The organism is Laribacter hongkongensis DSM 14985 (assembly GCF_000423285.1).
GTDB lineage: Bacteria > Pseudomonadota > Gammaproteobacteria > Burkholderiales > Aquaspirillaceae > Laribacter > Laribacter hongkongensis.
The window spans coordinates 153689-177717 of the sequence record NZ_AUHR01000008.1 but is presented as its reverse complement, the minus strand read 5'-3'; the positions used below and the strand labels follow the sequence as shown (position 1 = coordinate 177717).

Sequence of the window (24029 nt, the reverse complement as noted above, 5' to 3'; positions counted from 1 at the left end):
CAGCTGGGGCATGCGGTGAAACGGGAAAGCAACAAGGCCGGGCGCAATCTGGTATGGCTGCCGATCAGCGCCCTGATCGTGCTGGTGGTGGTGCTGGTCATGCTGGCGCAACTGGTCTGGAAAGACTGGCGTGACGAGCGTCAGGACACGTTGATCCAGGACATCCTGTGGCTGGAGCAGACGCTGCGCCAGCGCTTCCAGTCCATGGAGGAATGGTCGGCCACGCACGGGGCCGATTACGCCCGCGGCCGCATGGATACCGGCCGCTTCCAGGATGCTGCGCGTCTGCTCTTGCGGGAAAACCCGGAGCTTCTGGCCATTGAGCTGCGCAATCCTGATGGTGATGTCCTCTGGTTTGCCGGCCGTTATGGCGATGTGCCCGAGCCCAATCCCGGTGCCGGCAACTACCAGCCGCTGGAGCTGCTCGATACGGCCCGCCGGCTGGCGGCACCGGCCTACAGCACCGTTCATCCCGGCAATGACGGCCAGCCGCTGGTCGACATGATGGCGCCGGTATTCGACAACGGGCGCTTCCTCGGGGTGGTGCAGCTGACCTACCAGCTCAACCAGGTGCTGTATCACCATGTGCCGTGGTGGATAGCCCAGAAGTACCAGATCAGCGTGGTGGACCTGGGGGGCAGCCTGATCGCCAGCAAGTTTAATGTCGTCGGGCGGGTCAGCGTGCTGTCGCACGAGATCGAATTCACTCCGCCCGGGCACGGGTTGCGCCTGAAGGCCACCTCTTACCGCAGCGGCCTTGGCATTGCCCTGCCGGTGCTGGTGTCCGTGCTGGTGCTGCTGGTGCTGCTGCTGATCGGCAGCCTGTGGAAGATCCGCCAGTACATCCGCCAGCGTGCCAGCGCCGAGCAGGCGCTCCAGCGCGAAACCGCGCTGCGGGCTTCGATTGAAAACTCGATGAAAAACGGTCTGATCGCCATTGATGCCGACGGCTGTATCCGGCGGGTCAACCGGGCATTTTGCGACATGCTGGGTGTGGAAGAATCCTGCCTGATCGGGCAGCGGCCGCCCTACAGTTTCTGGCCGCAGGAGCGGCATGCCGAGCTGGACGACCTGCTTGACGGGGTGCGGCGCGGCGAGATTCCGCCACTCGGCTTCGAGCTGGTGTTCCAGCGTACCGACGGTGTGCGGTTTGACGTGCGGCTGTATGTGACGCCATTGCGCGACGGCGCCGGCCACCAGCAGGGCTGGCTGGCCAGCTTTTATGACATTACCGAGCACCGGCGACGGCGGCTGGCGGTGGCGGCAGCGCAGGAGCGGCTGGCTACCGTGCTCAACGGGCTGGATGCGCCGGTGTGCGTCAGCCGGTGCAGTGACCGGCAGCTGCTGTTTTCCAACCGGGCATTTGAAGAAAACATGATCGGCGGTCCGGAAAACCCGTTCTGCGTGGTATTGCCGTGGCCGCCGGATACTGATGTGCAAAGCCCGGTTCTGGATTGCCAGCTGAGCTTTGCCGGTTCCAGCCGGGTGTACCAGATCCATCGCCGGCAGATCGAATGGGTGGACGGCGAAGCGGTCTGGCTCGGCATCTATACCGACATGACCGAATCGGTCCGGCTGGCCGAGCGCGAACGGCTGCATGTCGAAAAGCTGCAGGCCACGGCGCGGCTGGTGACGATGGGGGAGATGGCATCCACGCTGGCACACGAGCTCAACCAGCCGCTGGCGGCCATTGCCACCTATGCAGCTGCGTGCGAGCGTCGCCTGCAGTCTGCAGGTGCCGTACAGGACATCGGGCAGATCCGGGTGCCGCTGGAGCGGATCGCCAGTCAGGCGCGACGGGCCGGCGCGATCATCCACGGCATCCGCGGTTTCGTGAAAAAGCATTCGCCGCAGCTTTCGCGCTGCGACATCAACCAGATTGTCGATTCCGTACTGACACTGGCACTGCCGGTCATGCGGCAGAACCACATCCTCTTGCACACCGACCTCGATATGCATTGTCCGCAGGTCGACATGGACCGGGTCATGATCGAGCAGGTGCTGCTCAATCTGGTCAACAACGCGGTGGAGGCCATGCGCGACGCCGCAATCGTGGCGCCGCAGCTGCATATCCTGACGCGTCCGACCGCCGAGGGCGGTGTCGAGGTGCAGGTGGCGGACAACGGGCCGGGCATTCCGCCTGAGCGGGTGAGCGAGCTGTTTACGCCCTTTTTCACGACGAAGGCCGAAGGGATGGGAATCGGGCTGAACATCTGCCGTTCGATCATCGAACACCACCACGGCCGCTTCGATTACCGGCCCGGCCATCAGGGGGGCTCGGTCTTCGGTTTTACCCTGCCGTCCACCCATCCCGCTGCCCGGACCGTGCAAGAGCAGGAGTTGACGGTATAATCCCCGCCTTTTCTGCCGTTATGACTGCTGTTTGCCATCGACCCTGAGCCGGTGGCGGGCGGCCAACCTGCCTATCCATGATCCGCAAGCTCATCAGCCGCGTACTGCGTCTTCCATCCCGCTCACGCCGGCACGACAACCGTGCCCGGGTTATCCCCTTTGTCCAGCATGGCGTGCGCCGCGACCAGGTCAGCCCGTCTGCCCTGAAAGTGACCAGCCGCCTGCAGGAGGCCGGTTTCGAGGCCTATGTCGTGGGCGGCGCCGTGCGCGACCTGCTGATCGGTCACGAGCCGAAGGATTTTGACGTGGCCACCAATGCCACGCCGGAAGAAGTCCACCGGCTGTTCCGCCGCTCGCGCATCATCGGTCGCCGCTTCCGCATCGTGCATGTGGTGTTCGGGCGTGACGAGGTCATCGAAGTCACCACCTTCCGTGGTGACGGTCGCGACCTGCAAACCACCGAATCCGGCCGCATCATCTCGGACAACAGCTACGGCAGCATGGCCGACGATTCGCGCCGGCGCGACTTTACCGCCAATGCGCTTTACTACAACCCGGCAGACGAAAGCATCCACGACTACCACCACGGCGTGCGTGATGTGACCGCCAGGCGGCTGGTGATGATCGGGCAGCCGATCGAGCGCTACAAGGAAGATCCGGTGCGCATGCTGCGTGCCGTGCGGCTGGCGGCCAAGCTGGGTTTCTCCATCGACGAAAGCACGCGCAAGCCGATCAGCCACCTGGCACCGCTGCTGCGCGATGTGGCCCAGGCCCGGCTCTTTGACGAAATGCTCAAGATGCTGCATTCGGGAGCCAGCTGGGCCTGCCTGACCCGCCTGCGCGCCGAAGGGCTGCACAAGGGGATTTTCCCGCTGCTGGACGCCGTGCTGGACCAGCCGGACGGCAGTTCCTTCGTGAAGCTGGCGCTGGACCAGACCGACCAGCGGCTCAAGAATGGTCGCGGCATTTCCGACGGCTTTTTGCTGGCTGCCCTGTTGTGGGGTGAAGTACGGACCGAGTGGCAGCGGCGGCAGGATACGGGCGAAAAACCCTTGCCGGCACTCTTTGACGCCATGGACGTGGTCGAGGCCAAGCTGGTGGACCGGCTGGCGATTCCGCGCCGTTTCCTCATCACCATGCGTGAAATCTGGTCCATGCAGCCGCGCTATGAAAACCGCAGTGGCAGTCGGCCGTTCAAGCTGCTGGAACAGCCGCGCTTCCGGGCCGGGTATGACTTCCTGTGCCTGCGTGCCTCTGTGGGGGAAGTGCCGCAGGAACTGGCGCACTGGTGGGAAAAATTCCAGTACGCCGACAGTGAGGCCCGCAACGGCATGCTGGTACGGGAAACTCGTGAAGGTCCGGCCAAAAAGCGTCGTCGCCGTCGCCGGAAAACGCCGGGTACCGATGCTTCCGGGGACAACGAGGCATGACGCTGGCCGCCATTGCGCTGGGGGCCAATCTGGGAGATGCCGCGGCCAGCGTGCGCGACGCCATGCAGGCGCTGGCTGCGCTGCCGGACACGCGCTGGCTCGCCGGGTCGCCGCTGTACCGTACGGCGCCGGTAGGCTATGCCGACCAGCCGGATTTTGTTAACGCTGTTGCTTTGGTGGAGACCGGGCTGACGCCGCAGGAGCTGCTGGCTGCGCTGCAAAAACTGGAAGAGCAGGGTGGCCGTGTACGTTCATTCCGCAATGCTCCGCGCACGCTGGACCTCGACCTGCTGGTCTACGGCGAAGTGCAACTGGATACGCCGGAGCTGACGCTGCCGCATCCGCGCATGCACGAGCGGACTTTTGTGCTGATGCCCCTGGCTGATGTGGCTCCTGACCTGCTGATTCCGGGGTGCGGGCGGGTGGCCGACTGTCTGGCCGGATTGCCGGTCAACGGCATCGAAAAGCTTGCCGGTTGACCCTGATGGGTAAAAATACCTAACGTTAATCGCTGGCCGGACCCGGCAGGCATTGCAGCAAGGTGTCATGAAGATTAACCTGTGCCCTGCTTTTGCTTCCCTTTGCACAGTGAATCCCATTTATCCCTCGATTGTTCCCCGTGCGGAACGATGCACCCTCGAAGGCAATCTGCCGTCACAGGCTGTGGCGTCTGCCGCCGCAGCCCCAACCAGGCGGGATGTCCCGCCGGCAAGTGGAAACCTCCCTGCAATGAAAGTCACCGTAAGTACGCTGGCCCGTTTGAAGGCAGACGGGCAGAAAATCACCATGCTGACGTGTTATGACGCCAGCTTTGCCAGTCTGCTGGATGCCTGTGGCGTCGAAATCCTGCTGATTGGCGACTCGCTCGGCATGGTGGTGCAAGGGCATGATTCAACCCTGCCGGTCAGCATGGATGACATGCTGTATCACACCCGTTGTGTGTCCCGTGGTGCGCGCAACGCCATGGTGCTGGCGGACATGCCGTTTGCCAGCTATCAGGAAAGCCCGCAGCAGGCATTCCGCAATGCAGCCCTGCTGATGCAGGCAGGTGCGCACATGGTCAAGCTGGAGGGGGGCGCCAACATGCTGGAAACCGTGCGTTTCCTGACCGAGCGTGCCATTCCGGTATGTGCCCACATCGGCCTGACCCCGCAGTTCGTCAATGTGTTTGGCGGTTATCGCGTGCAGGGCAAAACGGCCGACGATGCCGAACGCCTGCTGAACGAGGCGCGCCAGTTTGAAGAAGCCGGTGCCAGCCTGGTGCTGATGGAGTGCATTCCGGCTGACCTTGGCGGTGCGATCACCCGTAACCTGAACATTCCCACCATCGGCATCGGAGCCGGGGCGGATGTGGATGGTCAAGTGCTGGTACTGCACGATATGCTGGATGCTTTCCCGGGCAAGAAAGCCCGTTTCGTCAAGAATTTCATGGCGGAAGCGGGCAGCATCCCGGCCGCCGTGACGGCATATGTACAAGCCGTCAAATCTGGCAGTTTCCCTTCGCGGGAACACATGTTCTGAACTCCCGATAGCTGAATTCCTAGACATGGACATTATTCGCACGATTGAAGAAATGCGGTCCTGGCGGCAAAAGGCCGGCCGTGTAGCCCTGGTTCCGACCATGGGCAACCTGCATGAAGGGCACCTCGCGCTGGTGCGCGAAGCCAAAAAGCAGGCTGAGCGCGTAGTGGTAAGCATTTTTGTCAATCGCCTGCAGTTTGGTCAGGGCGAAGACTTTGACAGCTACCCGCGCACTTTCGAGGCCGACCGTGACAAGCTGGCCGCAGCCGGCGTGGATGCACTGTTCCTGCCGGACGAGCGCGAGCTCTATCCCCGCATCCGGCAAGACTTCAATGTCGAGCCGCCGCACATCCAGGACGAACTGTGCGGGGCTTTTCGCCCGGGGCATTTCCGGGGGGTGGCCACGGTAGTGACCAAGCTGTTCAACATCGTCCAGCCGGACGCGGCCTGCTTTGGCAAAAAGGATTTCCAGCAGCTGCACATCATCCAGGCGATGGTGGCCGACCTGAACCAGCCGGTGAAAGTAGTGCCGGTGGACATCGGCCGGGCGGCTGACGGACTGGCGCTGAGTTCGCGCAACGGCTACCTGAGTGCCGGCGAGCGTGAAGAGGCGCCACGCCTGTTCCGCGAGCTTTCGCGCATCCGGGAAAACCTGATCGACGGTGAAAACGATTACGCCAGCCTGGAGCAGGATGCCCGGGCCACGCTGGAGCAGCATGGCTGGCGTGTCGACTACGTTGAAATCCGCCAGGCCGACACGCTGGAGCTGGCCCACGCCGGTGAAAAGCGACTGGTGGTGCTGGCCGCAGCCCGGATCGGCAAGACGCGCCTGATCGACAACGTCGAGATTTTCCGCTGAGCAGCCTCCCGCCAGGCGGGAGCTTCGCTGTCATGTATCTGAACTTTTGAATGACCATGCAACGCACGCTACTGAAATCCAAGCTGCACCGGGTCCATGTGACCCAGTGCGAACTTCACTACATCGGCTCCTGCGCCATTGACGAGGATCTCCTCGAAGCGGCCGATATCTGTGAATACGAAGAAATCCAGATCTGGAACGTCAACAACGGCGAACGCTTTGCCACCTACGCCATCCGTGGCGAGCGGGGCAGCGGCATGATCTCGGTCAATGGCTCGGCTGCCCGCCGCGCAGCCGTCGGCGATATCCTGATCATTGCCACTTTTGCCCGGTTCGACGAGCAGGAACGACTGGAGCATCGCCCGCGTCTGGTGCATGTCGATGAGCAAAACCGCATCATCGAACTGCCCGCCGGTATTCCGGTGCAAGCAGCACCGTAAATGGGCTGCTATACTCGCGCCCAATTCTGAATTCAGCCCGATAGTGTTTTCATGGCCCAGCAACACAACCCCATTCTCCAGCTCGCCCTGCAACAGGCGATGCGGGACAAACCCAAGCGTCAGCAAGTCAAAGAGGCCACCGACCTGGTGTACAAGCGGTATGCCGTTTTGCGGCAGTTCAAACCGCTTGCCATCGGTGTTCACGAAGTCTTGATCAGCGAGCTGCCGCAATTCGATCCGGTCGTCGTCCAGCGCGTGATCCAGCGTCATTGCTCGACGGCACGCTACCTCAAGGCCATGCAGCGCGAAGGTTTCCGCTACCACCTGACTGGCAAGCGGGCCGCCGAGCTGACCGATCTTGAGCGCGACGATGCCAAACGCCGTCTGGACGCCATGAGCAAGGACAAGCCGGCAGCCGCAGAAAATGCACCGGAAGCAGAGGCTGATGCCAGCGTCGAAGTGCAGGCCGGCGAGCGCGTGCAGGTCATCGAGAACGTCAAGGCCGAACTTGGCGAACTCATCAAGATGATCGACGAAGATTCATCCGCCAAACCGGCGTAATGTCCGGCAGCAGTGCAGAAAAGCCGCAGGGAGACTGCGGCTTTTTCCATTCAGGCGTTGCCTTTGTCCGGAAATGTTCCGCTTGTCGGTACATTTCCGCTATTTTTGACCTTGACCAGATGCATGGCCGGGTTGTACCCCGATAATGTTGCGCTTTGGCCGACCACTATTTCGGCCGCGCTATCCGTATTGGAGCCCTATAAACCACCATGTCAGCAGATTCTTTAATACTGTTTTTCAAGTTCCGCCCACGACTCGTTGATACCCTGAAGGGGTATCGCATCAATGACTTGCGTGATGACGCCATGGCCGGCCTGACCGTCGGTATCGTTGCACTGCCATTGGCCATGGCGTTTGCCATCGCCTCCGGTGTCAGTCCGCAGGCCGGCATTTTTACCGCCATCATTGCCGGCTTCCTGATTTCGGCCTTGGGGGGCACCAACGCCTGCATCGGCGGCCCCACCGGCGCGTTCATCGTCATCCTCTTCGGTATTGTTAGCAAATACGGCTTTGCCAACCTGATGATCTGTACCTTCATGGCCGGTGTCATGCTGGTCCTGATGGGACTGCTGCGCATGGGGCAGATCATCAAGTATTTCCCCATGCCGCTGGTGATCGGTTTTACCAACGGCATCGCGGTGATGATTTTCCTGACCCAGATGAAGGATTTCTTTGGCCTGCCGGTGGCGGCCCCGTCCGGTTTCTTCCCGACGGTCGAGATGCTCAAGAACCATCTCGCCAGCTTCGACCCGGCCACGCTAGGTCTGGCCGCCGCTTCGCTGGCCCTGATCCTGTTCTGGCCCAAACGGCTCAACAAGTTCCTGCCGTCACCCTTTGTGGCCCTGATCCTGGCAACGCTGGCCGCTGCCATCATGCCGTGGGATGTGGCCACCATCGGCAGCAAGTTCGGCGGCATTCCGCAGGGTCTGCCGGAGTTCCGCCCGCTCACCTTTGACCTTGAGCACTTCTCCTATCTGCTGACACCGGCGTTCACCATTGCCCTGTTGGGCGCGATTGAATCGCTGCTGTGTGCCGTGGCTGCCGACCAGATGACCGGCACCAAACACAACAGCAACCAGGAGCTGATCGCCCAGGGTATTGCCAACATGGTGGTACCGTTCTTTGGCGGCATCCCTGCCACCGGTGCCATCGCCCGTACCGGGACCAACATCCAGAACGGCGGCAAGACACCTGTCGCAGGCATCGTGCATGCCGTGCTGCTGCTGGCAGTCATCCTGGTGGCCGCACCGCTGGCGCAGTACATTCCTCTGGCCGTGCTGGCGGCCATCCTGATTGCCGTCTCGCTGAAGATGGGCGACTGGAACTGGCGTGAATTCCGGCTCTATCCCAAGCGCGACCTGATCGTGATGGCCGTGACGTTTGGCCTGACGGTGGTGTTTGACCTGACCGTGGCCGTGCAGATCGGTCTCTTGCTGGCCGCCGTGTTCTTCATCCAGCGCATGGCGGGTGCCTCGGGCATCCATCGTCTGCGGCCGGAAAATGCCCAAGCCTATGCGCGCCATTCGATTGCCGGCAAGGACCTGCCGGAAGAATGTGCGGCTTTCCGTGTTGAAGGTGCACTCTTCTTTGGTGCGGCTGACCGGCTGGACCTGCTGGTGGAGGACTGCGGCGACGCACGGGTGGTGATCCTGCAACTGCATCGCATGGTGCTGCTGGACGCGACCGGGATGATGGCGCTGGGGGCCTTGAACGACAGGCTGGCGGCACACGGCAAGGCGCTGATCCTGTGCGGCGCCGGCGGGGATGCCGCTCGCATGGTCCATCATGCCCGTGAAACCCTGCACCTGCATCCGGAAAACGTGCAGCCGGACCTTGAACATTCGCTCCGGCGCGCACGCGAGTTGCTGGCTGCATAAGCCGGACAGGACTTGGCGTTTCGGACGAATCCGTTACAATCCTTGCAATACCTGATTTTTGCGCGCTGTCCCGGATTGCGGGCAGCGCGCTTGTCCTTTGCCCCAGATGCCCATGAGCCATAACGACCATTCCGCTCCGGCTGCGCCGGAAATCAAGCATTTCATCAAGAACGCCATCGATGCCGATCTCAAGAGCGGCAAATGTCAGTCGGTTGCCACGCGCTTTCCGCCGGAGCCGAACGGCTACCTGCACGTGGGGCACGCCAAGTCGATCTGCCTGAATTTCGGGCTGGCCGACGAGTATGGCGGCACCTGCAACCTGCGCATGGACGATACCAATCCGGAAAAGGAAAACGACGAATACGCCGAGTCGATCAAGGAAAGCGTGACCTGGCTGGGCTTTCACTGGAACGGCGAAGTGCGTTACGCGTCCAACTACTTTGACACGCTGTACGGCTACGCCGTCGAGCTGATCAAGGCCGGCAAGGCATACGTCGACGACCTGAATGCCGACGAGATGCGTGCCTACCGCGGCAGCCTGACCGAGCCGGGCCGCGAAAGCCCGTACCGCAGCCGCAGCATCGAGGAAAACCTCGACCTGTTCGCCCGCATGAAGGCCGGTGAGTTTCCCGACGGCAGCAAGACGCTGCGCCTGAAAATCGACATGGCTTCGGGCAACATCAACCTGCGCGACCCGGTGATCTACCGCATCCGCCGGGCTCATCACCATCGCACCGGTGATGCATGGTGCATCTATCCGATGTACGACTACACCCACTGCATTTCCGATGCACTGGAAGGCATCACGCACAGCCTGTGCACGCTGGAGTTTGAAGACCACCGGCCGTTGTACGACTGGGTGCTCAACAACATCTCCATCGACTGCCACCCGCAGCAGATCGAGTTCTCGCGCCTGGAGCTGCTTTCGACCCTGACCTCCAAGCGCAAGCTCAACCGTCTGGTGACCGAAGGCCTGGTGGCAGGCTGGGATGACCCGCGCATGCCTACCATTGTCGGCATGCGCCGCCGTGGCTATACGCCAGGCGGTATCCGCCTGTTTGCGCAGCGCATCGGCATTTCCAAGAGCGAAAACGTGGTTGACCTGTCAGTGCTGGAAGGTGCCGTGCGCGAAGATCTGGAAAACAGCGCACCGCGCGTCATGGCCGTGCTTGATCCGGTCAAGGTCACGTTGACCAACTACGATCCTGCCGTTTGCGGCAGCCGGACGGCACCGTTTCACCCGCATCATCCCGAGTTTGGTGAGCGCGACGTGCCGTTGTCGCGCGAAATCTACATCGAGCGCGACGATTTTGCCGAAGTGCCGCCGCCCAAATGGCAGCGCCTGACGCTGGGCGGAGAAGTGCGCCTGCGCTACAGCTACGTGATCAAGTGCAACGAAATCGTCAAGGATGCTGACGGCCGCGTTGTGGAACTCAAGTGCTCCATCGACCTTGATACGCTGGGCAAGAACCCGGAAGGCCGCAAGGTCAAGGGCGTCATCCACTGGGTCAGTGCCGAGCATGCCATTGAAGCCGAGGTCCGCCTGTATGACCGGCTGTTCTCGGTCGAGCGCCCGGATGCCGTGCGTGACCCTGCGACCGGTGAATACGTCGATTTCACGCAGTTCCTCAATCCGGCCTCCCTGCAAACCATCACCGGTCATGTCGAAGCCTGCGTGGCGGATGCCCCGCCGGAAACCCGCTACCAGTTCGAGCGGGTCGGCTATTTCGTCACCGACCGCGTGGACCACTGTCCCGGCGAGCGCGTGGTGTTCAACCGCACGGTTGCGCTCAAGGACGGTTTCACCGCCAAGTAACATCGGGCAGTGAGCGCGCATTCGCGCTCACTGCGCCAGTCATCTTCAGGATTCACTATGCTGCACCTCTACAACACGCTCTCGCGCCAGAAAGAACGCTTTCAGCCCATCCAGCCTGGCAAGGTCAACATGTACGTCTGTGGCATGACCGTGTATGACTACTGTCACTTGGGGCACGCCCGCGTGATGGTGGTGTTCGACATGGTGGCCCGCTGGCTGCGCGCGTCCGGCTACGATCTGACCTACGTGCGCAACATCACCGACATCGACGACAAGATCATCAGGCGGGCCGCAGAAAACGGCGAGCCGATCAACGTGCTGACCCAGCGCTTCATCGATGCCATGGACGAGGATGCCGCGGCCCTTGGCGTGCAGAAGCCGAACTTCGAACCGCGCGCCACCCAGTTCGTGCCGGACATGATCAGCATGATCGAAGAGCTGATCGGCAAGGGCCGGGCCTACGCTGCGCCGAATGGCGACGTGTATTACGCCGTGCGTGAATTTGCCGGTTACGGCCAGCTGTCGGGCAAGTCGCTGGACGACCTGCGTGCCGGCGAGCGCGTGGACGTGGATCCGAACAAGCGTGACCCGATGGATTTCGTGCTGTGGAAAGCGGCCAAACCGGGCGAGCCGGCATGGCCGAGCCCGTGGGGGCAGGGACGTCCTGGCTGGCACATCGAATGCTCGGCCATGAACGAACATTACTTCGGCCCGCATTTTGACATCCACGGTGGCGGGGCAGACCTGCAGTTTCCGCACCATGAAAACGAAATCGCCCAGAGCGAGGGCGCGCACGACTGCAAGTTCGTCAACTACTGGATGCACAACGGCTTCATCCGCGTGGACAACGAGAAAATGTCCAAGAGCCTGGGCAATTTTTTCACCATCCGCGAAGTGCTGGAAAAGTACGACGCCGAAGTGGTGCGCTTCTTCATCCTGCGTGCCCACTACCGCAGCCCGCTCAACTATTCGGACGCACATCTGGAAGACGCCCGCAGTGCGCTCTCGCGGCTTTACACCGCGCTCAAGAACGTGCCGGCTGCCGATGTTGCCCTTGACTGGGAAGCCAACGATTACGCCCGCCGTTTCCGCGCAGCCATGGATGACGACTTCAATACCGTCGAAGCTGTAGCCGTGCTGTTCGAGCTGGCGGGCGAAGCCAACAAGTCCCGCTCGGCCGAACTGGCGGGCTGGCTGAAGACCCTTGGTGGCGTACTGGGCCTGTTGCAGCGTGACCCGGTTGATTTCCTGCAGGGCGGCAGCCTGGAAGGGGAAATCAGTGCTGACGAAGTCGAGCAACTGATCGCTGCCCGCAAGGCCGCCCGGGCCGGCAAGGACTGGGCCGAAAGCGACCGCATCCGTGACGAGCTGATTGCCCGTGGCATCGTGCTGGAAGACGGTGCCGGTGGCACGACCTGGCGGCGGGCCTGACATGCTGGCAGTCCGGCCTGCTGGTCAAGCCGGACGGGCCAGCGTATAATCCTGAACTTTTCGTAAAGCAGCGCAGGCAAAACCCCTGCGCCCGTTTGTAAAGGTAAATCATGAAAGCCAACATCCATCCGGATTACACCGACCTGAAAGTGACCTGCTCCTGCGGCAATGCTTTCACGACCAAGTCGACCATGAGCAAAGATGCTTTCCACATTGAAGTGTGCTCGGAATGCCATCCGTTCTACACCGGCAAGCAAAAGGTGGTGGATACCGCCGGCCGTATCGACAAGTTCAAGCAAAAGTTCGGCAAGTTCTCCCGCGGCTGATCGCCCCGGCAGACGCCAAAACAAAAAAGCAGCCGTTCAGGCTGCTTTTTTTGTGGCCGCAACATCCGTTGCTCCCGGCTGTTCCTGCACTGGTGCATTGACTGGCAGGCTTGCCCGGTGGCTTGGCGGGTGTAACCGGCAGGGAAGACTGCAACAAAAAGGGCACCATGCCTATCAGCACCAGCAAGCAGTTGCCCCAGGAGTAGACATGGTGCAAAAAACGGTGCCCGAAGGCACCGAACCGGTCTGGATCAGCGGACCGCCAGCGACACGTTGTTGACTTGCTGGTTGCCGATGCCGGCGCTCAGGTTGACACCCACATTACCCACGTTGCCCTTCACCGAGTCGGTCAGGCTGGCATTGTTGACCAGCGGCAGCCAAGCGTAGACGGTATCGTTGGAATGTACCTGCATGCCGCCGGCCGAAGCCACCACCAGCGTGGCGTTGTCAGCCTTGGCGATCGCCAGACCGTTGGCCTGCTGGTTGCCGATGCCGGCCGATACGTTGGCGGCAATGTTGCCGACGTTGTCCTTTACCGAATCATTCATGTTGGCCGTGCTGTTGAGGGCGATGTACGGAGCGGTCTGCTCGGTCGCCCACGGCATGCCGCCGGTCAGCTGGCTGTTTCCGCCGATGATGCTGTAGGTGTTGTTCTGTCCCACCTGTGCGCCGCCTGCATCGGCATAAGCCAGCCGGGCGTTGCTGTCGATGGCCATTGCTAGGTCATTTTTCTGCTGGTTACCGATGCCGGCAGTGGCATTCACGCCCACATTGCCGACGTTGTTCTTGACCGAGTCGTTCACGTTGACAGTCGCGGCATTGGTATCGCTGGCATAAGGCGTGCCGATGCTGACCTTGAAGCCATCGACCAGCTGCTCGTAACCGGTGACCGCAGCGGCTGCGGTATCGCCGCGATGATCGTCGCCTCCCGATTCTCGCTTGTCGGAGGAATGTCCGCTCTGGTTGACAGCCATCGCCACGTCGTTGGCCTGCTGGTTGAAGATGCCGGTGGCGGCGTTCACGCCAACGTTGCCGACGTTGCCCTTGACGCTGTTGGTGACGGAGGTAACAGACGGATCCGGTACTTCGACAGTCGATTTCAGCAGTTTTTGCGTGTCATGGGCCGAAGCCAGTGTGCCCTTGCTGACGTTCTGATCGAACACGAAATTGACGTCAATGTCCTGCTTGATGTTGTCATCGTTGGTGTAGCTGCTGGTATCGGTGTTGTTGTACTGGGTGGTGTTGCTGATCGACAGCTTGTTCTGGCCGGTCAGGGTGGTGGTCAGCGAGGTGGAGGACGGCGGCGGGTTGTTCGGCCCGTCGGCCAGGGCAACGCCGGCTGCGGCAAAGAGGGCGGTGAAAACCAGGGTGTGCTTGATGGTTTGCTTCATGGTGACTTCTCCTGTGCATGGTGCTGAAAGTGCCGGAAACTGGCCGGCAGGCAGTGCGGAGGGCCCGCAGTCGGTAGGCCGACTTTAAGGAACTGCTTCTTTGCCACCTGGCTGGTTTGCCTGGCGGTGTACGGCTATTGCAGGGATCGGGCCATGTTTTCAAGCTATTGAAAAAAAGGAAAAAAATTTTATAGCGGCAGGAGCAGAGGGCGTGGTTGTCGCATGCATGCGACGCCAGCCGGGCCGGGTAGGGAGGATCACCGGTCATGTCGATGTAATGTCGGTGCTTGTCCTGTAATCCTGCTGGACAAAACAGGACGCCCTGTCTGCATGGCCTGCCCGGCGGGCAGATCAGGAGTACAGGGCGTGTTTTATGACTGAGACAGTCAGGTCAAATCAGCGGGCGGTTTCCAGACGGAAGCGGTCGTGGCAGTTCTTGCAGCTTTCGGCTACCCGGCCGAAATCCGGTTTCAGGGTCGCCGGCGAGGCTTCTGGCAGGGAAGCGGCTTGTGCCAGTGCATCGATGCGGTGATAGAAGAGATCGCGCTCATTGTCGAAGGCTGCCGGGTTTTGCCAGATTTCCGGTTTTGACTTGCTCGGACCCTTTGGCGGTGTGCCGAAATGCTCGAACGGCAGGCGGGCTTCCTGTTGCAGGTGGGTCGCCAGTGCTTTGGCTTCAGCCGGGTCAAACGGCTGCTTGTCACGCACCATCAATCCCAGTGGCTCGAAGGTGTTCAGCATGGTCTTGAATGCCTTGACCCGGGTCGTGGTGGCTTCGTCGGGTGGAGCGGAGGGCGAGCAGGCCGACAACAGGAGGACGGCAACGGACAAGAGCAGCGGGCGAAAGGCAATGGAGCGCATGGAGATGACAAAGTCAAAAAGGTTGGCAATTGTCGCAAATCCGCGGGTCAGCTGCATCCCTGTCAGGAGGCGGCCTCTTCCTGCTGCTGCAGGCGCCACATGTCGGCAAAGCGTCCGTCGGCTTCCAGCAAGGAACGGAAGTTGCCACGTTCGACGATGTGGCCTTGCTCCATCACCACGATTTCGTCGGCATCGACGATCGTGGACAGGCGGTGGGCAATGATCAGCGTGGTCCGGTCCTGCGAAATGACCGTCAGCTCGCTCTGGATACCTTTTTCGGTTTCCGAATCGAGCGCGCTGGTGGCTTCGTCGAATACCATGATCGGCGGGTTTTTCAGCAGGGTCCGGGCGATGGCCACCCGTTGCTTTTCCCCTCCGGACAGCTTGAGTCCGCGCTCGCCGACCCGCGTGTCGTATCCGTCCGGCAGGCGTTCGACAAACTCGTGGATGCGGGCAGCGCGGGCGGCTTCGATGACTTCTTCCCGGCTGGCGTCCGGGCGGCCATAGGCGATGTTGTAGTAAATGCTGTCATTGAAGAGGACGGTATCCTGCGGCACGATGCCGATGTGTGCCCGCAGGCTGGCTTGCGAATAGTCGCGCAGGTCGCGGCCGTTGAGGCTGATCCGGCCAGTGTTGACGTCATAAAACCGGAACAGCAGGCGCGAGAGGGTGGACTTGCCGGCACCCGACGAGCCCACTACCGCCACGGTATGGCCGGCCGGAATCTCGAAGCTGACGTCGTGCAGGATCTGCCGTTTGCTGTCGTAGCCAAAATCCACGTGCTCGAAACGGATGGCGACCGAGCGGCTGTCCAGCGTGACGGCATCCGGCCGGTCAGCGACTTCTTCCCCGACATCCAGCAGGGTGAACATGCGTTCCATGTCGGCAAGCGAGTGCTTGATTTCGCGGTAGACAAAGCCGAGGAAGTTGAGCGGGGCATACAGCTGGATCAGGTAGGCGTTGACCAGTACCAGGTCACCGATTGACATGGTGCCTTTGACTACACCATCGGCGGCTAGGCCCATCAGCAGGGTGACACCGGCAGCGATGATCACGCCCTGGCCTGCGTTGAGGAAGTTCAGCGAAGTCTGGTTCTTGACGGCACTGTCTTCCCACGAGGCCAGGTTGCCGTCGTAGCGCTGGATCTCGTAGCGCTCGTTGCCGAAGTATTTGACGGTTTCGTAGTTGAGCAGGGCATCGATGGCCTTGCTGTTGGCCTTGCTGTCGAGGTCGTTCATGCTGCGGCGGAACACCATGCGCCATTCTGTCACCGTCAGGGTGAAGGTGATGTAGGCGACGATGGTACCGATGGTAACCACGGCAAAATACCAGTCGTAGCGCCACAGCAGGATGCCGGCGACCAGTGCGATTTCCAGCAGGGTTGGCAGGATGTTGAACAGGGTGAAGTTGAGCAGGAAGCCGATGCCTTTGGTGCCGCGCTCGATGTCACGGCTCATGCCACCGGTCTGGCGCTCGAGGTGAAAGCGCAGGCTCAGGCGTTGCAGGTGGGCAAAAACCTGCATGGCGATGCGCCGGATGGCGCGCTGGGTCACCTTGGCAAAAATGGCGTCGCGCAGTTCTCCAAAGACGCTGGTGGAAAGCCGGGCCAGACCATAAGCTGCAATCAGGCCCATGGGCAGGGCCAGTATGGCATGCGGACCGCTCAGCTGGTCGACGACATCCTTGAGGAAAACCGGCACGCTGACGTTGGCAAGCTTGGCTGCAACCAGGCAGGATAGGGCCAGCGCCACCCGCCATTTGAATTCCAGCAGGTAAGGAACCAGCGTTTTCAGGGTTTGCAGATCGTTGCGGTTGGTTGGCGCGGGGCCGGAGTGGGTGAAGCGCATGGCAGTCAGATGGCAAGACAATGGCCGATTATCGCGCAAACCCCGTTCAGACGAGAACCGTTTTCAAGAGCGCATTGGCATGAAAGGGCGGTGAATGGGTATTCTGTTGCTGGAGGCGGGGGTGGCGCTGGCGTGGCCATGTCAGAAGGCTTTGCCGGTTGCAGATGCTGGTCGTACGGGTAACGCGATGTGCTGAGCAACCAGGACTGTGTGTTTTCTTGAGGCATCCATCCGTACACGAGCCAGTGGCTGGCGCAAACGGCGGTTCATCAGGACCGGAGCCAGGCCGGAGAAAGCCCGTATGCCATCATGTACGCCACGAGGCCGGCGCGATCCCGCTATTCGTTGAGGTGTCGGCGGTCCGGTATCCCTGAAAGGTTTATAGCTGGAGCACGTCGATCAGTTCGGCCTCGATCTGCAAGGCCGTCTTGCTGTCCTTGAGGGCCGGGCCGGTCAGGAGAAAGCTGTCTTCCACCCGGCTGCCCAGTGTCATGATCTTGGCAGCATGCACGGTGACCTGGTATTGCGCCAGCACGCAGCTGATATTGGCCAGCAGGCCGCGCCGGTCGCCGGCGACGATCGACAGCACGAAGTAGTCATCGCGGTCGTCCGGACGGATGCTGACCTGGGGGGTGATCGGAAAGAATTTCAGGTGCCGGTCGATCCGGCCCGAGCGTGGCGGGCAGATGGCATCATGACGAATCAGGGCGGCGGCCAGCTCGAACTCGACAAAATTGATCATGTCACGGTATTCGCCGTCGTGGTGCTCGGGCAGGAAGACATGGAAGGTGTCGAGGGCATAGCCGTTGCGGGTGGTGTAGATGCGTGCGTCGGCAATGCTGTAACTGGTATGTCCGAAAAAGGCGCAGATGCGGGCAAAGAGGTCAGGCTGGTCCGGCAGGTAAACCAGCACCTTGATGCCTTCGTGGCTTCTCGACATGCGTGCCCGGACGACCGGCTCGGTGGTGTCGACCAGCCGGTTGAGCACACGGGCGTGCCAAGCGATGTCTTGCGGTTCGTGCCGCATGAAATAGACATCATCTAGATGTTTCCACAACCGGTTTTCCACGCCTTCCGGTACGGCTGCCAGCCGCAGCAGCGATTGCGCCTCCTGCTTGCGCTCGCTCAGGAGTGTGCGGGTGTCGATGCCGTCACGCCTCAGCACGTGCAGTGTGGCGTGGTACAGGTCCTCCAGCAGTTTGCCTTTCCAGGCGTTCCAGACTTTGGGGCTGGTGCCGCGGATGTCGGCCACTGTCAGCAGGTAAAGTGCGGCCAGCCGCTCGGGTGTGCCGACCTGCTGGGCAAATCGGGCAATCACCTCCGGGTCGTAAATGTCTTCTTTCTGCGCCACGGTCGACATGGTCAGGTGCTGTCGCACCAGCCAGACCACCTCTTCGACATCGGCCGGAGGCAGGCCGTGTGATTCGCAGAACTGTCGCGCATCCTGGGTGCCCAGCACCGAATGGTCGCCGCCGCGGCCTTTGGCGATGTCATGAAAGAGTCCGGCCAGATACAGGAGTTCCGGCTTGTCCATCCGGCCGATGATCTGGCTCATCAGCGGGTATTCGTGGTTGAAGGCCGGCACGGCAAACCGGCGCAGGTTGCGCACCACCATCAGGATGTGTTCGTCCACGGTATAGACGTGGAAGAGGTCGTGCTGCATCTGGCCGGTAATCCGGCCGAATGCCGGAATGTAGCGGGCGAGCACGCCGTAAAGGTTCATGCGCCGCAAGGCCCGGGTGACGCCGGCCGGTTCGCGCAGCAGGGTCAGGAACAGTTCGTGGTTGGCCGGGTCGCGCCGGAAGCGGTCATTGATGCGGCCGCGCGCATGCCAGAGCGCACGCAGGGTGCGCGGAGCAAAACCCGAAAGCTCGGGATGGCGGGCCAGCACGATGAAAGCCTCGAAAATGGCCGAGGGATTGCGCTTGAATTCGTCAAGGTCACGCAGCGCCAGCATGTCGTTGACCGCCTTGAAGCGCTCGTTGACCGGCAGGTTGGGATAGGGGCTGTGCGAATACAGGCGGGTACGGAAGTTCGGCAGCAGGATGCCGTTGAGCTGGATGACCGTGCGGGCTGCGCGGTAATAGATCTGCATCAGCTGTTCGCTGGCACGGCGGGTGGCCGTATCCGACAGTCCCCAGCATTCGGCCACACGCTGTTGCAGGTCGAAAACCAGCCGGTCTTCGCGGCGGCGGGCCAGCAGGTGCAGGTCAATCCGCAGCCGCGCCAGCTGGCGCTGGGCGTGCCGGATCAGGCGGCTTTCAGCACGGGTGAGGATGGCCCGGCCGGCCAGTGCGTCCCAGTCGTCTCCCAGACCCAACGCATGTCCGATCCACAGGATGGTTTGCAGGTCGCGCAGACCACCCGGACACTCCTTGATGTTGGGTTCCAGATTGTTGGCAACGCCGAAAAACTTGTTGTGGCGCTGCTGCTGTTCCAGCAGTTTGGCTTCAAAAAAACCTTCCGGATTCCGGCGGGCCGCCAGCGTGCTGTTGAGCTGCTGGTGCAGGCTGGCAGGGCCGCAGATCAGCCGGTCTTCCAGCAGGTTGGTTTCCACTGTTACGTCCAGATCGGCTTCCTCAACGCACTGCCCGATGGTGCGTACGCTGTGGCCGACTTCCAGGCCGATGTCCCAGAAATGTCCGATGATTTCCTCGATGCGGACGGCCAGTTCCGGGGCCGGATCGGTTTCCAGCAGGATCAGCAGGTCGACATCTGAATGCGGATAGAGTTCGCCGCGGCCAAACCCGCCTACCGCGATGATGGCTGCTTCGCTGTCGAGTCCGTGGGCCTGCCACATGCGGGCCAGCATTTCGTCAACCAGACGGCAATGGGCCGACAGTACCGAAAAGGGCTCGCGTTCTGCTTCAAAGGTCTGCCACAAGGCCTGCCGGCGGGAGGAGAGTTCATCGCGCCAGTCGGCGACAGTCAGGGAAGCAGGAGCAAGCATGGTGTCAGCGCCTTTCTTGCCTGACGAGGAACCAGGTGCCCACGGCCAGGAAAATCAGCGTAGGCAACAGGGTCACCAGCGGAGGCGACCAGCCATACAGGAGGCCCAGATGGCCGAACAGCCGGTTGATGAAGTAAAACGCCAGCCCGATCAGGATGCCGACGAAAATGCGTGAACCCAGATTGGACTGCCGCTGGTTGACCGGCGTGAATGCCAGCGCCACCAGGGCCATGGTCAGGCAGGCGAGGGGATAGAACAGCTTGCCCCACAAGGCGATTTCATAGCGCAGGGTGTTCTGGCGGTTGGTGGCCAGATGCTCGATATAGCGCCCGAGGTCAGCGACCGACATGCGCTCCGGTTCGACCAGCAGGGTCGACAGCAGTTCCGGTTGCAGGATGGATTCCCAGCGCTGGCTCGGCAGGTCTCTGGCAATGGTGCGGTTGGCCTCGATGCGGGTTTCCTTGATGTCTTCCAGTTGCCAGCTGCCGTCCGGCTGGTAAATGGCGCGGCGGGCGTAACGCACGTCGGTCAGCCGGTCATTCTTGTCGTAGGTATAGATGTTGATGCCCAGCAGGGTGTTGTCGGGCAGCATTTCGCGCACGTTGATGAAGTGGTTGTCATCCTTGATCCACGCGCCGGAGCGGAAGTCACCGGAGATGACCGCGCCGGTGGACTGCAGCTTGGTGCGTTCGCTGGCCTGCTCGGCCCATGGCGCGGCAAATTCGCCGGTCACGAAGGTCAGTACGGCAAACAGGGCACCGATGCCGGCCAGGATGCGGGCCACTTGTCCCAGCGACATGCCGGACGTGCGCATGACTGCGTATTCCGAGCTGCCGGCCAGCAGGCTCATGGCCACCATGGTGCCGATCAGTACGGCCAGCGGCATCAGCTCGAAAGCATGGCGCGGCAGCTTGAGAGCCACCACCACCAGAACGTCGGAGAACGAATAGCCGCCCCGGCCGATATCGGTCAGCTCGCTGAGGACGTCAAAAAAGGCAAACAGGGACAACAGCGCCAGCAGGCCGAAAATGCTGGCAGCGATCACGTTGCCACCGATGTAACGGGTCAGGATTTTCATCGCGAGCCTCCGGTCAGGGCCTGCCACCACACCTTGAGCGGTTTGCGCCGCATGACCATCAGCAAGACGAAGAGGCCGAGCATGGTCAGGTGCAGCCAGACCATCGACCAGACCGAGAGCTCGCCCTTGCTGATCCAGCTCTGCACCACGCCCATGAGGTTGTAGTACAGCTGGTATACGAAAATGGCGATCAGCAGGTTGAAGGTCTGGCCACTGCGCGGGTTGTAGTAGGAAAGCGGAATGGCCAGCAGTGCCAGGATCAGCGAGGCAATCGGCAGGGACACCCGCCAGGCGAGTTCGGCACGGGCATCCGGCGTATTGGCCAGCCACAGCATGCTGCTCGGCACCGACTTGGTGCGGGTATCAACCGTAGTGCGGATGTTCTGGTTGATCTTGACCTTGTACTTGCGGAACTCGACGACTTTCCAGTCGGCGGCACCGGCTTCGCCTTCATAGCGTCGTCCATCGGTGAGATAGAGATAGCGCTCGCCGTTGGGCTCGGTCCTGACAATGCCTTCACGGGCAAACACCAGACTGGTCTTGCCGTTTTCGATGCTGCGGACAAAAAGGTTGGTTGCCGAACCGGCTTCGCCGGAATAGTTCTCGACAAAGTAGACCTTGCTGCCGTCACGGGATTCCTTGAACACCCCCGGCGCCACGGCGCTGATTTCATCCTGCTGGCGCAGGATGTCGGTGTATTCGCTGCCCTTGCGCGCGGCCCACGGTCCGAGGAACAGGCTGACCGTGGCAATCAGCAGCGTCAGCGGCACGGCAAAGGCCAGCACGGGCCGGATCCAGCGGTTGGGTGACAGGCCGGATGTCAGCCAGACGGCCATCTCGTGATCGCGCCAGATGCGGGTGAGGACCACGATGACCGAAATGAACAGGGTGATGGACAGCAGGGTGCCGAAATAGCCGAGTGTCGAGAAGGCAATCAGTGCCACGATGGCATCTGCCGGCAGGGCACCCGAGGCCGCCTTGTCAAAAAGCTTGACGACCTGGGTGACCACCATGATGGCCAGCAGGACACTGAAAACGGCGAAGGCAACCGCAGTGAGCTCGCGGATCACGCTGCGGTAAAAAATCATGACAGATGCCTTTTTGACATTTTGCGAAAACGGCAGAGATAATCGAAATTGATTTGAGAAAATGCTTTGATTTTGAAAATATCTTTTCTATCGGCTAGTCTGCATGCAATGCCGGAGTCTCTCCGGAGCGCTTATTCATCAGGGTTTTCACCTGAATCCGGGACGAAGCCCGAATCTGCCTGACAGGAGATAGATAATGGAATTTAGCATAAAAAGCGGTAGCCCGGAGAAGCAGCGCGTAGCCTGCGTGATCGTGGGGATTTACGAAGGACGCAAGCTGACGCTGGCTGCCGACCTGCTGGACCGCATCTCGGACGGCTTTTTGTCCGACGTGCTCAAGCGCGGGGACATGGACGGCAAGCTCGGCAGCACGCTGGTGCTGCACAGCGTGCCGCATACCCTGTGTGACCGCGTCATGCTGGTCGGGCTCGGCCGCGAGCGCGAGTTCAAGGAAAAGGAATACCGCGAAGCCATCCGCTCTTCGGTGCGGGCACTGGCCCAGACCGCTGCGGTCGAGGCGGTCAGCTACATCACCGAGCTGACGCTGAAAAAACATGATGTCGAATGGATGATCGAGCAGGCTGCCGTGGTCACGCTTGATACCCTGTACAAGTTCGAACGCTTCAAGACCAAAAAGGCCGACGAAGCACCCAGCCGTGAATTGCGCAAGCTGACGCTGTCCGTTCCGCGCCGCAGCGACCTGGCCGAGGGTGAGCGCGGCCTGGCGCTGGGTCTGGCGATTGCCGATGGCGTAAAACTCGCTAAAGACCTTGGCAACCTGCCGGGCAATGTCTGCACGCCCGAGCATCTGGCCATCACCGCGCGTGAGCAGGCCGCCGCCGTGGGAGCCGAGTGCGAAGTGCTGGATCAGGCGGCCATTGCCGAGATCGGCATGGGTGCATTTCTGGCCGTGGCCAAGGGCAGCGACGAGGCTCCGCGCTTCATCGTCCTGCGTTATCGCGGCGGCACCGCCGGCAGCAAGCCGGTCGTGCTGGTCGGCAAGGGCATCACTTTCGATTCCGGCGGCATTTCGCTCAAACCGGGCGAAGCCATGGACGAGATGAAGTACGACATGATGGGGGCGGCTACCGTGCTGGGCGCCTTCGTGGCCGCAGTCAAGATGAAGCTGGCACTGGATGTCGTCGCACTCATCCCGACCTGCGAAAACATGCCGTCCGGCCGGGCCGTGAAGCCGGGTGACATTGTCACCAGCCTGTCCGGCAAGACCATCGAAATCCTCAACACTGATGCCGAAGGCCGGCTGATCCTCTGCGATGCCCTGACCTACGCCGAGCGTCTGGAGCCGCAGGCGGTGGTGGATGTCGCCACGCTGACCGGTGCCTGCATCATCGCCCTCGGGCATGTCGCTACCGGCCTCTTTGCCAACCAGGACGGACTGGCCAGGGAGCTGCTCGCCGCCGGTGACGAAGTAGGTGACCGTGCATGGCACATGCCGCTGTGGGACGACTATCAGGAACAGCTCAAGAGCCCGTTTGCCGATCTTGCCAACATCGGTGGCCGGCCGGCCGGCAGCGTAACGGCCGCCTGCTTCCTGTCGCGCTTCACCAAAACCTACGACTGGGCGCATCTGGACATCGCCGGCACGGCATGGAAATCAGGCAAGGACAAGGGAGCCACCGGCCGCCCGGTGCCGCTCCTGGCGCAATTCCTGCGTGACCGGGCAGACCTTGCCACCGGCAAGATCGTGCGGCGTGGGCGTCCGCGGCAAGAGCTTGCCGATCAACCGCCGGTTGCCGAAGATGACGCGGGTTGATTTTTACCACCACGTCGCCGATCCGCTTTCCTTTGCCTGCAAGCTCACCCGCACGGTGATCGGCAAGGGGGAGCGGCTGACGGTCCTGTTTGCCGACGAGGCTGCACTGGGGGCATTCGATACCCGGTTGTGGTCGGTGCCGGCGCAAGGTTTTGTGCCGCATGTGCGGCTGGACGATCCGCTGGCTGCAGAAACGCCGGTCTTGCTGGCCACCTCCCTGCCGGAGGTGCCGCCAACCGGCGTGCTGCTGAACCTTTCCCTGGGAGAGCCGGCCGGTTTCCCGGCGTGGCCGCGCATCCTGGAGATTGTCGGCGAGGATGCCGGTCAGCTGGATCGCGCCCGTGAGGTGGCCCGGGCCTACAAACGTGCCGGGCTGGATACGGTTTACCACGACATGACGGGCAAATAGCCCGCTTGCAGAGAGACA

19 protein-coding genes are annotated in these 24029 nt (G+C 61.6%); 13 read left to right on the top strand and 6 right to left on the bottom strand.

Annotated elements, in window-relative coordinates:
* The first annotated feature begins 15 nt into the window (after nt 1-15).
* The 11 genes from G542_RS16570 (at nt 16) to rpmE (ending at nt 12613) form a co-directional block, all read left to right on the top strand.
* Complete coding sequence (locus G542_RS16570; protein WP_051190009.1) at nt 16-2352, top strand: ATP-binding protein; 2337 nt, start codon at nt 16-18, stop codon at nt 2350-2352.
* A gap of 77 nt (nt 2353-2429) precedes the next feature.
* Entirely contained in the window at nt 2430-3782 is a 1353-nt protein-coding gene (gene pcnB, locus G542_RS0110130) for a polynucleotide adenylyltransferase PcnB (RefSeq protein WP_027824031.1), read from the top strand.
* On the top strand, nt 3779-4261 hold the full coding sequence (folK, locus tag G542_RS0110125) for a 2-amino-4-hydroxy-6-hydroxymethyldihydropteridine diphosphokinase (RefSeq protein WP_012696873.1): 483 nt from the start codon (nt 3779-3781) through the stop codon (nt 4259-4261). Before pcnB ends, folK begins: the two co-directional genes overlap by 4 nt.
* Nucleotides 4262-4511: 250 nt before the next feature.
* Complete coding sequence (panB, locus tag G542_RS0110120) at nt 4512-5303, top strand: 3-methyl-2-oxobutanoate hydroxymethyltransferase (RefSeq protein WP_027824030.1); 792 nt, start codon at nt 4512-4514, stop codon at nt 5301-5303.
* A gap of 25 nt (nt 5304-5328) precedes the next feature.
* Nucleotides 5329-6162 (top strand): pantoate--beta-alanine ligase, encoded by an 834-nt coding sequence (gene panC / locus G542_RS0110115; protein WP_012696875.1) that lies wholly within the window; start codon nt 5329-5331, stop codon nt 6160-6162.
* 56 nt (nt 6163-6218) lie between these two features.
* Complete coding sequence (gene panD, locus G542_RS0110110; protein WP_012696876.1) at nt 6219-6602, top strand: aspartate 1-decarboxylase; 384 nt, start codon at nt 6219-6221, stop codon at nt 6600-6602.
* 51 nt (nt 6603-6653) lie between these two features.
* Nucleotides 6654-7163 carry a ProQ/FINO family protein gene (locus G542_RS16565; protein ID WP_012696877.1) on the top strand — a complete coding sequence of 170 codons (510 nt, stop codon included), beginning with the start codon at nt 6654-6656 and terminating at the stop codon, nt 7161-7163.
* Nucleotides 7164-7372: 209 nt separating this feature from the next.
* Nucleotides 7373-9040 carry a SulP family inorganic anion transporter gene (locus G542_RS0110100; RefSeq protein ID WP_012696879.1) on the top strand — a complete coding sequence of 556 codons (1668 nt, stop codon included), beginning with the start codon at nt 7373-7375 and terminating at the stop codon, nt 9038-9040.
* A 112-nt stretch (nt 9041-9152) separates the two neighbouring features.
* Complete coding sequence (locus G542_RS0110095) at nt 9153-10856, top strand: glutamine--tRNA ligase/YqeY domain fusion protein (protein WP_027824028.1); 1704 nt, start codon at nt 9153-9155, stop codon at nt 10854-10856.
* A gap of 57 nt (nt 10857-10913) precedes the next feature.
* Entirely contained in the window at nt 10914-12287 is a 1374-nt protein-coding gene (cysS, locus tag G542_RS0110090) for a cysteine--tRNA ligase (protein WP_012696881.1), read from the top strand.
* A gap of 110 nt (nt 12288-12397) precedes the next feature.
* Nucleotides 12398-12613, top strand: a complete 216-nt coding sequence (rpmE, locus tag G542_RS0110085) for a 50S ribosomal protein L31 (RefSeq protein WP_012696882.1) — start codon at nt 12398-12400, stop codon at nt 12611-12613.
* 251 nt (nt 12614-12864) lie between these two features.
* Here rpmE and G542_RS0110080 read toward each other — a convergent pair whose 3' ends face one another.
* From G542_RS0110080 to lptF, 6 genes are all read right to left on the bottom strand, one after another.
* On the bottom strand, nt 12865-14004 hold the full coding sequence (locus tag G542_RS0110080; RefSeq protein WP_012696883.1) for a FapB/FapC family functional amyloid domain-containing protein: 1140 nt from the start codon (nt 14002-14004) through the stop codon (nt 12865-12867).
* A 396-nt stretch (nt 14005-14400) separates the two neighbouring features.
* On the bottom strand, nt 14401-14922 hold the full coding sequence (locus tag G542_RS16560) for a c-type cytochrome (protein ID WP_051190008.1): 522 nt from the start codon (nt 14920-14922) through the stop codon (nt 14401-14403).
* A gap of 5 nt (nt 14923-14927) precedes the next feature.
* A complete protein-coding gene (locus G542_RS0110070) occupies nt 14928-16712 on the bottom strand; it encodes an ABCB family ABC transporter ATP-binding protein/permease (RefSeq protein WP_027824027.1) in 1785 nt (594 codons plus the stop codon).
* 379 nt (nt 16713-17091) lie between these two features.
* Entirely contained in the window at nt 17092-19662 is a 2571-nt protein-coding gene (locus tag G542_RS0110065) for a [protein-PII] uridylyltransferase (RefSeq protein WP_034985513.1), read from the bottom strand.
* A gap of 4 nt (nt 19663-19666) precedes the next feature.
* Entirely contained in the window at nt 19667-20740 is a 1074-nt protein-coding gene (lptG, locus tag G542_RS0110060; RefSeq protein WP_012696888.1) for an LPS export ABC transporter permease LptG, read from the bottom strand.
* Entirely contained in the window at nt 20737-21828 is a 1092-nt protein-coding gene (gene lptF / locus G542_RS0110055) for an LPS export ABC transporter permease LptF (protein ID WP_012696889.1), read from the bottom strand. Before lptF ends, lptG begins: the two co-directional genes overlap by 4 nt.
* Before the next feature lie 196 nt (nt 21829-22024).
* Here lptF and G542_RS0110050 point away from each other — a divergent pair, with 196 nt between their 5' ends.
* Together G542_RS0110050 and G542_RS0110045 are read left to right on the top strand one after the other, a co-directional pair.
* Nucleotides 22025-23602, top strand: coding sequence for a leucyl aminopeptidase (locus G542_RS0110050; RefSeq protein ID WP_012696890.1), 1578 nt, complete (start codon nt 22025-22027; stop codon nt 23600-23602).
* Nucleotides 23589-24011, top strand: coding sequence for a DNA polymerase III subunit chi (locus G542_RS0110045; RefSeq protein ID WP_012696891.1), 423 nt, complete (start codon nt 23589-23591; stop codon nt 24009-24011). Before G542_RS0110050 ends, G542_RS0110045 begins: the two co-directional genes overlap by 14 nt.
* The last annotated feature ends 18 nt before the right edge of the window (nt 24012-24029 follow it).